The organism is Brevibacterium salitolerans (assembly GCF_039531405.1).
Lineage (GTDB): Bacteria > Actinomycetota > Actinomycetes > Actinomycetales > Brevibacteriaceae > Brevibacterium > Brevibacterium salitolerans.
This window is the reverse complement of the sequence record NZ_BAAAPZ010000005.1, coordinates 60,702-72,896: the sequence shown is the minus strand read 5'-3', so window position 1 is coordinate 72,896 and position 12,195 is coordinate 60,702. Positions and strand designations below refer to the sequence as shown.

Genomic DNA, 12,195 nt, shown 5'->3' with positions numbered 1-12,195 from the left:
CGTGCGCCCCGGACGCAGACCCCGTGAGGAGATGAGCATGACCGCCGTGCAGAACACCCCGGACCAGCAGTCCACAGGCCGGCAGAGCGCCGGCCGGCAGTCCGCGGACCGCAGGAGCACCGCCCCGGATGCGGACACGCGCGTCGCGGAGCTGCGCACGACCGCCGAGGCGGCCGTCGAGACCGCCCGCCGCTGGCTGCGTCTCGCCACCTCCCAGGAGGAGCCGGATCCGGGCGCGGATCGCCTCGCCGCGATCCTCTCCGATCCGGACGGCGTGGGCTTCGCCGTGGGATTCGTGGACCGCGTCATCCGCACGGAGGACCCCGCCGCGGCCGCCGCCGCACTGGCCGATGTCGCCAAGCACACCCCGCAGTCCCTCTCCGCCCTGGACCGTCTGCAGATCGGGGCCGGCGCCGCGCTGGGCGGCGTGCTGCCTCGCGTGGTGGTGCCCGCCGCACGTGCGCGCATGCGCCAGATGCTCGGCCACATGATCGTCGACGCCCGCCCGGCACAGTTCGGCCGTGCCGTCTCCGCACTGCGGAAGAACGGCTCCAAGCTCAACGTCAACCTCCTGGGCGAGGCCGTCCTCGGCGAGGAGGAGGCCCGCCACCACACGGAGGAGGTGGAGCGCCTCATCCTCCGCGACGACGTGGACTACGTCTCCATCAAGGTCTCCTCCATGTGCTCGCAGATCGACCTGTGGGCGTTCGAGGAGAGCGTCGAGATGGTCTGCAACCGCCTGCGCCCGCTCCTGCGTTCGGCGGCCTCGCAGCCGGCCGGCACCGCCTTCGTCAACCTCGACATGGAGGAGTACCAGGACCTTGACCTCACCATCGAGGTCTTCACCAGGCTGCTGAGCGAGCCGGAGCTGAAGGACTACGAGGCCGGCATCGTCATCCAGGCCTACCTGCCGGATGCGCTCGCCGCGGTCCAGCGGCTCTCCGCCTTCGCCGCCGAGCGCTCCGCCCGCGGCCACGCCGGCATCAAGATCCGCCTCGTCAAGGGCGCCAACCTGCCCATGGAGAAGGTCCACGCCGAGGCCGCCGGCTGGCCGGTGACGGTGTGGCCGAGCAAGGTCGAGACGGACGCCAACTACAAGCGCGTCCTCGACTGGGTGCTGCGCAGCGAGCACCTCGAGGGCCTGCGCATGGGTGTGGCCAGCCACAACATCTTCGACATCGCCTTCGCACACGAACTCGCCGCTGCCCGCGGGGTGTCCACCTCGCTGGAGTTCGAGATGCTCCAGGGCATGGCGCGGGCACAGGCCGCCGTCATCAGCCGGGACGTGGGAGACATCCGCCTCTACGTGCCGGCCGTGCACCCGGAGCACTTCGACGCCGCCGTGTCCTACCTGGTGCGCCGGCTGGAGGAGAACTCCGCGAATGAGAACTTCATGTCCGGCATCACGGAGCTCGCCAACGGCAACCACATCTTCAGGCGCGAGGAGGGACGCTTCCGCGAGGCGCTGGACTCCCTCTGCGCACAGGTGGCCGCCGACGGCGACACCCCGCCGGCCCCGCGCCGCACGCAGAACCGTGCAGCGGAGGAAGCTGAACTCCCAGCCCTCCTCGCAGGTGCCCCAGACGCATCTCCCGCAGACGCAGGTGCCGAAACACTCCCAGCCCTCCTCGCAGGTGCCCCAGACGCATCTCCCGCAGACGCAGGTGCCGAAACACTCCCAGCCCTCCCGGCGGACTTCGCCAACGAGCCGGACACGGATCCCGCCCTCGCCGCCAACCGCGCCTGGCACGCCGCCCACATGGCGGAGGTGAAGGACGCGGAGATCGTGCCGGAGGCACTGACCTCGGCGGCGGACGTCGATGCGCTGGTCGCGGACGCCCGTGAGGCCGCGCAGTCCTGGCGCGCCGCCGGCGCCCAGCACCGCGGCCGTGTCCTCCACCGCGCCGCGGAGATCTTCGCCGCCCGCCGCGGCGACTTCCTCGCGGTGATGGCCGAGGAGGCCGGCAAGACCCCGGACCAGGCGGACCCGGAGGTCTCCGAGGCCATCGACTTCCTCCGCTACTACGCGCAGCGGGCCCAGGACATCCCCGCGATCGAGGCCGCGGACGGCGTCGAGTTCGTCCCCGACTCCGTGGTCCTCGTGACCCCGCCCTGGAACTTCCCCGTCGCGATCCCCACCGGCTCCACCGTCGCCGCACTGGCCGTGGGCGCCGCCGCGATCCACAAGCCCTCGGCACCCACGCCCCGCTGCTCCGCGCTCATCATCGAGTGCCTGCACCAGGCAGGAGTCCCTGCGGAGGTCGTGCGGCTGGTGAAGCCGGCGGAGAACGAGATCGGACGGGCGCTCGTGGGGCACCCGGACGTGGACCGCGTGATCCTCACCGGCGCCTCGGAGACGGCCTCCCTCTTCCGTTCCTTCCGCAAGGACGCGCAGATCGCCGCCGAGACCTCCGGCAAGAACGCGCTCATCGTCACCCCGTCCGCGGACCGGGATCTCGCGGTGGCGGACCTCGTGCACTCGGCCTTCGGCCACGCGGGCCAGAAGTGCTCCGCAGCCTCGCTGGCGATCCTCGTGGGCTCCACCGCGGATTCGGCACGGTTCGAGAACCAGCTGGTCGACGCCGCGAAGTCCCTCATCGTGGGCTGGCCGGCCGGCGGACCGGAGGGCGCCGAGCGCACGCATCACCGCTCCGCGACGATGGGCCCGCTCACGGTGGAGCCCTCGGACAAGCTGCGCCGGGCGCTCACGCAGCTGGAGCCGGGCGAGTCCTGGCTGCTCGAGCCCCGTCAGCTCGACGCCACCGGCCGGCTCTGGAGCCCCGGCATCCGCACCGGTGTGAAGCCCGGCTCCTGGTTCCACCTCACGGAGGCGTTCGGCCCCGTTCTCGGCATCATCCGGGCGGAGAGCCTGGACGAGGCCATCGAGATCCAGAACGCCGTGGACTTCGGCCTCACCGCCGGCATCCACACCCTCGACGTCGCGGAGGCCGAGACGTGGGTCAACCGGGTCGAGGCCGGCAACGCCTACATCAATCGCGGCATCACCGGCGCCATCGTGCGGCGTCAGCCTTTCGGCGGCTGGAAGCTCTCGAGCGTGGGCCTGGGCTCCAAGGCGGGCGGGCCGCACTACCTCAAGCAGTTCGGCACCTGGAAGGACGCGGACTCCGCAGGAGCGCAGCAGCCGGACGCGGCCTGGCTCGCACGGGCGCAGGAGTCGGACCGCCGCGCCTGGGCGGAGATGGGCGCTCCCGCGGATCCCACCGGGCTCACCACCGAGGCGAACATCTTCCGCGTGCTGCCGCGCGCCGTCACCGTCCGCGTCACGGAGCCGGTCGCCCCGGAGCTCGCCGAGCGCGTCGCCCACGCCGCCGCGACCGCGGACGCCCCGCTGCGCTGGAGCGCGGCTCCCGGAGCCGAGGCCTCCCTGGCCGCCGCTGCCTCCTCCGTGACGGTGGAGGACGCGGAGACCTTCGCCTCCCGCGTGACGGCCCGTGAGTACGACGACACCACGGGTGCCCGCATCCGCGTCCTGGGCACCGTTGAGGAGGCGCTGCTCGATGCCGCCGTGGGACGCCCCGAGGTGGCGGTGCTGGACCAGGTGCCCACCGCCTCGGGCGCGGTGGAGCTGCGGTACCACGTGCACGAACAGGCGATCTCGATGACCACGCACCGGTTCGGCACGCCCAACCGTGAGTTCAACGAGCTCGCGGACAGGCTCATGCAGCGCGCCTGAGCGGCTCACGCGGGCACTCCCTGCCACAGTCCTCACCCAGGGAGTGCCCGCCTCGGCCTGACGTCTGGGATACTCCCAGGGGAAGACGCCGCACTCGATCCGCTCGTCCCCGGGAGGTCCCTCATGGCACGCATCCTGTTCACGGGCCCCCTGGGGCACGGCCACGTGAACCCGACGCTCGGAATCGCCCAGGAGCTCGTGACCCGGGGCCACTCTGTCGTCTATGCGGCTCCGGAGCCGTTCCGGGAGGCGATCACGGAGACCGGGGCGGAATTCGTGCCGCTGCATTCGAGCTGGCTGAACTCCCCGGAGCGCTCCGGACCGCAGTTCCACGGCCGCGCGTTCGCCCGGGCCTCGGAGCTCGCACTGGCGGAGACCGTGCACATGGCCGGTCAGTTCGACGCGCTGCGTGCCCGCAACCGCCTCTCACCGCCGGACGTCCTCGTCCACGACGGACCCGTGGCCTGGTGGGGCCGGGTGGTGGGCCACATGTGGCAGGTGCCCACCGTGGAGACCTGGCCCAACTTCGTGAGCAATCGGCACTGGAACATGCAGCGCTACATCCGCCTCAACCCCCTCGACCCCGTCTTCCTGCGCTTCCTCTGGCGCCTGCGGCGGTTCCTGCGCTCCCGCGGAATGCACGGGGTGGGCCGCTTCATGCAGGGCATGGACTCGCACGACCGCATCGTCACGCTGCCCCGGGAGTTCCAGCCCGCCGGTGACACGTTCGGTGCCGGATACACGTTCGTGGGTCCCGTGCTGACCGACCGCACCCACCAGGGCGAGTGGAACCCGCCCGCGGCGGCGAAGCCCGTCCTGCTGGTCTCTCTCGGCACGGCCTACCACGACAGACCCGACTTCTTCCGGATGATCGCGCAGTCCGCCGCCGGGCGGCCGTGGCACGTGGTCATGTCGATCGGAGACCGCATGGACCCCGCCGATCTGGGCACGCTGCCCGCGAACGTCGAGGCCCGGGCGCAGGTGCCGCAGCTCTCCGTGCTCGAGCACGCCGCCGTCTTCGTCACCCACGCGGGGATGGGCGGGACCGTCGAGGGGATGGCGGCCGGAGTGCCGCTCGTCGCCGTTCCGCAGATGGCTGAGCAGCGGGCCAACGCCGACCGGATCGCGGAGCTGGGGCTGGGCCGGACACTGGATCCGGACTCCCTCGACGCGGAGCGGTTCTGGTCGCTCGTCGAATCCGTGCATGCGGACCCGGAAGTCGCCGCGCGGTGCGCATGGATGCAGGAGCGGACCCGGGCCTCAGGTGGGGCCGAGGCCGCCGCCGATGCCGTCGAGGCCGCCGCCCGCGCCGTGTGACGTGGGCGGGGTCCCTCCTGCCATGCGGGGGCTTTCCCCCTCGCCGCCCGGCCGGTCCGCTCGTACCGTTCGGAGCATGGACACGACACCGCGGTCATCCTCGTCCCCGCCCCGGCAGCAGCCCCCGCGCCTGGGTCCGGTCCCCGGCTGGATGCGGTTCGCGGGCTGGGCCGCGCTCCTCCTCCCGCTCCTCTCCGTCCTCTGGCGGGTGGCGATGCTCTCCGGGGCGGACGTGGGCCTCGGGCTCGCGGACTTCTACCGGTCCACCGCGGGGACGGTCGCCTACGTGCTGGCACTGGACGCGGCACAGGTGCTCGCCGCTGTGCTCACCTTCGGCCTCATCTGCGGCTGGAGCGAGACCGTGCCGCAGTGGGTGCCGGGCCTGCGGGGCCGGCGGATCCCGCCCCTGCTGCCCGGCGTCCTCGGCTCTGCGGGAGCCGCAGCGCTCCTCTGGATCATCGGCCTCCTGCTGTTCGCCTTCGTGCACTCATGGCTGGGGATCACGGACGGGTGGACCCCGGACGAGGGCATGGGCGGCGGGCACAGGGCCCTCCTGTTCGCCTGCTACCTCCCGTTCCTCCTCTGGCCGCTGGCGGTGGCTGCGACGGTGGCAGGCCACTGGGCGCGGTTCCGCCGCCGAGGCCGAGGCGCGGAGCCGCCCGCGGCACGTGCCGGGCGCCGCTGACGGGACCGGCACGCGGACCCGCCGCATCGCCCCTCGGCGCTCATGCTCACTGATACGAGACGAACCACGGCGCCGGGTCCAGCTCGAGGGTCTGCTCCGGGGTGAACATGGGCGTGTCCTCGTCGTAGAAGTTCTTCCACGCCATCCGGACGCCCGCGGGCAGATCCCGCTGGAGGGCGTTCCACGTCTCCAGCTTGAGGTCCGGGGTGCCGTGGCCGTCCGCGTGGAGGAGCATCGCGAGCTCGTCGCGGGAGGCGTCGATGTCCTCACGGTCCGTGATCATCGAGGCGGAGAACTGATGCAGAACGAACGCCTTCTGCGGCAGCCCGGCCTCCGCCGTGAGATCCGCCAGCCACTGCGCCGTCTCGTTCACCTCGGCCGCGTCCACGGAGCCGATCTGCTCCAGATGCCGCTGACCGCCCTCCAGCCGCCACTCCGAGTCGAGGGCCAGGCCCACGTGCGGCTCGCGGAGCAGGTCCTCGTACAGCTTCGCCTGCTCCGGGAAGCTCGAGGTGCCCGGCTGCAGGTCGAGGACCACGTAGATCCCCTCCTCCGCGGCCCGCTCGACCCACGGCTTCAGCGTCTCCGGGTCGAGCTCCGCCGAGTAGTTCCCGTCCGCACCCGCCTGGCCCGAGGCCACGGTCGTGATGATCTCCATGGCCGGGACGACGGGTTCCGCGGAGACGTCCTCGTACTCGGCCGCGAGCTCCTGCACCCGGTCCACAGTCGCATCGAGGTCCTGTTCGCCGAGGATGCCGAGGGAGGGGATGCCCGGGGAGCCGTAGGCGGCGACCATCCGCCGGCCGGGGAACAGGGACTGGCCGCCGCCGGGCAGTTCGGGGGCGGTGCGCGCCGTCTCCAGCCGGGACTCGAACCGGTCCGCGAACGACTCGCCCAAGGCCAGGACGCCGGCGGACTCGGACGCCTTCGCCGCCTCGACGGTCTCCGCCGTGGCGCGGGGATCGCCCTCGGGCAGCTGGGTCGCGGTGCCGTCCGCGGCCTCCACGGTGGCCTCGGCGACCTCCTGCGCAGGGGTGCGGTCGCTGCCCCGGTCCAGGAAGAGGGAGGCGTTCGCGGCGTCCCCCTGCCGGCTGACCTCCGGGGCGTCGCCCTCCTCCGCCTCGAGCGTCTCCGGGTTGAAGGTGACGACGGCGCGGTCCCCCGCGGCGGCGGGGGTCTCGCTGCCGGCGGGGACGAAGACGGTCTCCACACCCAGCCGGTCCAGCTCCTCGGACACGGCGTCGTCCGCCTCGGCATCGCCCGAGGCGCCCTCGTCTCCGGCGGCGGCGTCCGCTGCCGGCGCCCCGCCGGCGCCGGTCAGCAGACCGGGTGCCCCCACCTCGGCGGTCTTCTGCGACACCGCCCAGGAGTCCGACTCCGCACCCAGCACCGCGACGTCCGCGGACTCGTAGGCCAGTGCGGAGGCGGCTGCCGTCGCCGCAGCGGGATCGTCCCCCGCCAGGGAGGAGACTCCCTTCCCGTCCGTGCGGAGGACGACCTCCGCGTCCTCACTCCCGCAGGCCGCGAGCCCGCCTGCGAGGAGGACGGCGACCACCGCGGTGCCGAGGGAACGAGACGCGGGCCGGGCCGTGCCCGGGAGACGAGCGGCACCCGGGAGACGAACATCATCCGGGCGACGAGCGGGGTGCGCGACCGGGTGGCGCGCTGTGACTGGGTGACGCCGGGGGAAGGTCATGCCCGCCACCGTAACGACACAGCATCACCGTGCGCTGAATGCGTCGGGGGACGCTGAAGACTCCAGCGTCACCACGCACAGTGCGCCCGCGGCGAGGACGCCGCCTTAGTAACCGGAGAGGCTCTCGTCCACTCCGGCGGCGGCGTCATCCGCTGACCTACCGCACCGCGGCGTCCTGGGGCACACTGGAGTATGAGTGCTTCGCTGCTCCCGCCGTATCTGCTCGAAGCCGTCGCCGCGCACGGCTCCGCCCGTGCCGCTGCGTGCGCGCGCAGGACGCTCCGCCAGGACATGCACCTCCGCACCGCTCGCGCCGGCGGGGAGGCCCCCGCCCCACGCGAGCTCCGCGCCTCCCCGGGACGACCCTCTCGGACGATCTTCGATGCCGGCGGCACCGAACAGCTCCCCGGGGAGCGGATCCGGGACGAGGGCGAGGCGGCCGTCGGCGACCCGGCGACGGACGAGGCCTACGACGGCCTCGGCCTCACCTGGCAGCTGTTCTCCGAGGCCTACGGCAGGGACTCCCTCGACGACCGCGGCATGCCCCTCCTGGGCACCGTGCACTTCGGCACGGACTACGCCAATGCCTTCTGGGACGGCCGGCAGATGGTGTTCGGCGACGGGGACGGTGAGCTGTTCAACCGCTTCACCGCCAGCCTGGACGTGATCGGACACGAGCTCACCCACGGCGTCGTCGAGTTCACCGCGGGGCTGCGGTACGCGGATCAGTCCGGTGCGCTCAACGAATCGATCGCGGACGTCTTCGGCAGCCTCGTCAAGCAGCGTGCCCTGGGCCAGACGGCCGAGCAGGCGGACTGGCTGATCGGAGCGGAGCTGTTCACCGACCGGGTGCGGGGCGAGGCCCTGCGGTCGATGGCCGCGCCGGGCACGGCCTACGACGACCCCGTGCTCGGGAAGGACCCGCAGCCGGCGCACATGGACGACTTCGTGGTGACGCAGGAGGACAGCGGCGGAGTGCACATCAACTCCGGCATCCCCAACCGTGCCTTCCACCTGGCGGCGACCGCGCTGGGCGGCCGCGCCTGGGAGCGTGCGGGGGCGATCTGGTACGCCGCGCTCACCGGTGACGGCATCGCCGCGAACTGCGACTTCCCCGCCTTCGCCGCACTGACCCTCGCCGCAGCGGAGCGGAGGGGCGCGGAGGAGGCGGAGGCAGTGAGGAGCGCCTGGGCCGGTGTCGGAGTGGAGGCCGGCTCGCCCGCCTCGGGCCCGGCGGATTCTGCAGGGGTGTCCGCCCCGCCCGCCTCCGCCCCGCCCGCGGATGACGACACGCCTGTCCAGCTGGGCCGCTCCGGCGGCTTCGCCGGGCTGAGCCGCACGCGGGAGTTCCGGGTGGGCGAGCTCCCCCGCGAGGACGCCTCCGCCTGGAAGCGTCTGCTCGCGGAGAGTCTGCCGTCGGAATGGCGGGAGGATCCCCCGCAGCAGCCGGACCGCTACGTGTACCGGGTCGCCTGTACGGAGGCCGAGCTCGACGTGAGGCTGCCCGAGGCCCGCCTGCCGGACTGGGTCCGCGAGCTCTTCCGGCGCACCCTCGAGCGCTGAGCCCTCACCGCGCGCGGAACCCGCCCTCGCCTCATGCTGCAGGCGCAGGCCATGACCGCGCTCGTCCACACCCTCCTGGCGGAGATCCCGCCGTCCGGCGACCCTCCACCGGACAGCGTGTCTCCCCTGCAGTGAGGACGGCGAGGGCCGCCCCGCCCAATTCATCTCCCGTTCGCCGCGGGAACACATAAGCTGGACATGGCCTGAGTACGGTGTGGGCGTTCCCTGGATGCGCCATGCCGCACTCCTCCCCCGAGCCGCCCGCGGCCCGCTGCGGAGGAGCACCAGGTCCACAGAAGCCCTCACTGCCGAAGGACGTCCATGACATCCCCCTCCCGCCCGCTTCCGCTGCTGGCCGGTGCCGTCACCGCGGCCCTGGTCACCGGCCCGCTCCTCCTCCCTCTCACCGCGCACGCGGCCGATGCGCCGGAGATCTCCGAGATCGCCTACGCGGGCGGTGACGACACGGACTTCATCGAGATCGCGGCCGAGCCCGGCACCGATCTCTCCGGCTGGACAGTGGGCAGCGTGACCCGCGGCGGCACGCCGCAGTCCGCCGCCCACGTCGTCACGGTGGCCGAGGGCACGGAGGTGGGAGACTCCGGCGCACTCGCGGTGCGCGTGCCGATCACCAACTCCGTCAGCAGCGGCAGCGCGGCGGACGGCAGCTACGGCTCCTCCGCCTTCGCCGTGGATGCGGACGGCTCCCTCGTCGGCTTCGAGCAGGTGGGCGGCGTGACCGGCGGAAAGGGCGTCACGGCAGGCGGCGGCTCGCTTCTGCCGGAGGCCGTGCAGGGCCAGGAGGCCACACCCACCGGCGCGGTCTCCGCCAGGGGTGAGACCCTGCAGCGGGTGGACGGCTCGTGGACCTCCGCGCCGGGGACCCCGGACCGGCTGCCGGGCGCCGGGGAGCCCGATCCGGACCCCGTGGAGCCCGGCGAGACGCTCACCATCGAAGAGGTCCAGGGCACAGGCGAGACCTCCCCCTACACGGGGCAGACCGTCACCACCACCGGCGTCGTCACCGCGGTGTACGCGGACGGAGGCCTGAACGGCTACACGCTCCAGACCTCGGGCACCGGCGCGGATCACGAGCTGGGAGGCGCGTCCTCGGGCATCTTCGTCTACTCCCCTCAGACCGCGGGAACGGTGGCCGTGGGAGATTCCGCGGTGGTCACCGGCGAGGTCTCCGAGTACTACGGCCAGACCCAGATCACGGTCGCCGCCGGCGGTCTGCAGCAGGGCGGGCCCGCCGAGGCCCCGGTCCCGTTCGAGGGTGCGTTCCCGGAGGACGAGGGCGAGCGCGAATCCCTCGAGTCCATGCTGATGCTGCCCACCGGTGACATCACCGTCACGGACACCTACAGCACGAACGCCTACGGCGAGGTGGGGCTGGTGAACGGCGACGAGCCGCTGCGTCAGGCCACGGACGTCGTGGCTCCGGGCGCGGAGGCACAGGCGTTCGAGGCGGAGAATCAGGCGCGGGAGTTCGTCCTGGACGACGGCGCGAGCGTCAACTACACACAGGGCGCCTCGGACGTGCCCGTCGCCTATGTCTCCACCGAGGACCCGGTGCGCGTGGGAGCCGCAGCGACCTTCACGGATCCCGTCGTGGTGGCCTACGGCCGCGACCGGTGGCGGCTGCAGCCCACGGAATGGCTCACCGGAGCCGACGCGGACACCGTGCAGCCGGTGGAGTTCGCGGACACGCGCGAGGCCGCGCCCCGGGAGGTGGGCGGAGACCTCACGCTCTCCAGCTTCAACGTGCTCAACTACTTCCCCACCACCGGGGACCAGCTCTCCGGCTGCACCTTCTACGAGGACCGTGAGGGCAACCCGATCACGGTGCGCGGCGGCTGTGACGCCCGCGGTGCGGCCACGCAGGAGAGCTTCGAGCGCCAGCAGGCGAAGATCGTCGCGGCGATCAACGGGCTGGACGCCTCCGTGCTCTCGCTCGAGGAGATCGAGCGCTCCTCCGCCTTCGGCAAGGACCGCGACGAAGCGCTGAGCATCCTCGTGGACGCGCTCAATGCGGACGCGGGAGCCGGCACCTGGGACTTCGTGCCCTCGCCGGAAGGCCTGCCCGAGGCCGAGGACGTCATCCGCACCGCGTTCATCTACCAGCCGGCGGAGGTCACGCCGGTGGGAGACTCGGAGATCCTCACGGACTCCCCCGCCTTCTCCAACGCGCGCGAGCCTCTCGCGCAGGCCTGGGCCCCGGCCTCGGACGCGGGAGGAGCCACCCGGGGCGCGACCGCTGCCGACGGCGGGAGCGCCGCCGAGGACGACGGGACATTCGTGACGATCGTCAATCACTTCAAGTCCAAGGGCTCCGGCTCCGGCGAGGGGAACGTGGACAACGGCGACGGCCAGGGCAGCTCCAACGCGGACCGCGTGCGGCAGGCCGAGGCCCTCGTGGAGTTCGCGGACGCACAGGCGGAGAGGGCCGGCACGGAGGACGTGGCGCTGCTGGGCGACTTCAACTCGTACACGGAGGAGGACCCCATGCAGGTCCTCTACGGAGCGGGCTACGCGAACGTGGGCAAGGAGCATACGGACGAGCAGACCTACCTGTTCGGCGGACGAGTGGGCAGCCTCGACCACGTGCTCACCTCCGCCTCGCTGTCCGCGGACGTCGCCGGGGCAGACGTGTGGAACATCAACTCGGTGGAGTCGATCGGGCTGGAATACAGCCGGTACAACACCAACGTCACGGACCTCTACGCGCCCGATGCCTTCCGCTCCTCCGACCACGACCCGCTGCTGGTGGGCCTGCACCGCGGCGGAGAGGACGGACCCGGGGAGGAGCCGACGGGTGAGCCGACCGGCGGACCCGGAGAGGAACCGACGGACGGGCCCACAGGCGAGCCCACGGACGGGCCGAGCGACGGCCCCGGCCAGGAGCCCACGGGTGAGCCGACCGAGGGGCCCGGGGAAGAGCCCACGGAGGCACCCGGTGACGGGCAGGGCGACGAGGACGGTTCCGGTGACAACGGGAACGGCAACGGAAACGATCGTGACGACAATGGCCAGGGCGACACCGGCCGGGGCGACGACAGCCGTCTGCCCCGCACGGGTGCAGGGCTCGGCGCCCTCGGGGCCGGTCTGGCGCTGCTGAGTGCGGGTGTCGCAGCAGTGATCATCGCGCGCCGCAGGGCGCAGTGACCGCGACGGAAGAGCGGGGAACGGCGAGAGAGCCCGGAGCGGCGGAACTGCAGCACGGTTGACTCCCGGCCCCAG

Annotated in this window: 6 protein-coding genes; 5 read left to right on the top strand and 1 reads right to left on the bottom strand. The window is 72.6% G+C overall.

Annotated elements, in window-relative coordinates; genetic code table 11:
- The first annotated feature begins 37 nt into the window (after positions 1-37).
- From ABD240_RS07875 to ABD240_RS07865, 3 genes are all read left to right on the top strand, one after another.
- Positions 38-3,694: a proline dehydrogenase family protein gene (locus tag ABD240_RS07875; RefSeq protein WP_344336777.1), complete on the top strand. Its 3,657-nt coding sequence runs from the start codon at positions 38-40 to the stop codon at positions 3,692-3,694.
- A 123-nt stretch (positions 3,695-3,817) separates the two neighbouring features.
- Complete coding sequence (locus ABD240_RS07870) at positions 3,818-5,011, top strand: macrolide family glycosyltransferase (protein ID WP_344336775.1); 1,194 nt, start codon at positions 3,818-3,820, stop codon at positions 5,009-5,011.
- A 76-nt stretch (positions 5,012-5,087) separates the two neighbouring features.
- The gene (locus ABD240_RS07865; RefSeq protein WP_344336773.1) at positions 5,088-5,696 is read left to right on the top strand and encodes a hypothetical protein; all 609 of its coding nucleotides are present in this window, start codon (positions 5,088-5,090) and stop codon (positions 5,694-5,696) included.
- Positions 5,697-5,742: 46 nt separating this feature from the next.
- Here the strand turns inward: ABD240_RS07865 and ABD240_RS07860 are convergent, their stop codons facing one another.
- Entirely contained in the window at positions 5,743-7,251 is a 1,509-nt protein-coding gene (locus tag ABD240_RS07860) for a hypothetical protein (RefSeq protein ID WP_344336771.1), read from the bottom strand.
- A gap of 333 nt (positions 7,252-7,584) precedes the next feature.
- On the opposite strand from ABD240_RS07860, the gene ABD240_RS07855 reads away from it, so the two are divergent.
- Together ABD240_RS07855 and ABD240_RS07850 are read left to right on the top strand one after the other, a co-directional pair.
- Entirely contained in the window at positions 7,585-8,955 is a 1,371-nt protein-coding gene (locus tag ABD240_RS07855; RefSeq protein ID WP_344336769.1) for a protealysin inhibitor emfourin, read from the top strand.
- A gap of 321 nt (positions 8,956-9,276) precedes the next feature.
- Positions 9,277-12,120: an ExeM/NucH family extracellular endonuclease gene (locus ABD240_RS07850; protein WP_344336767.1), complete on the top strand. Its 2,844-nt coding sequence runs from the start codon at positions 9,277-9,279 to the stop codon at positions 12,118-12,120.
- The last annotated feature ends 75 nt before the right edge of the window (positions 12,121-12,195 follow it).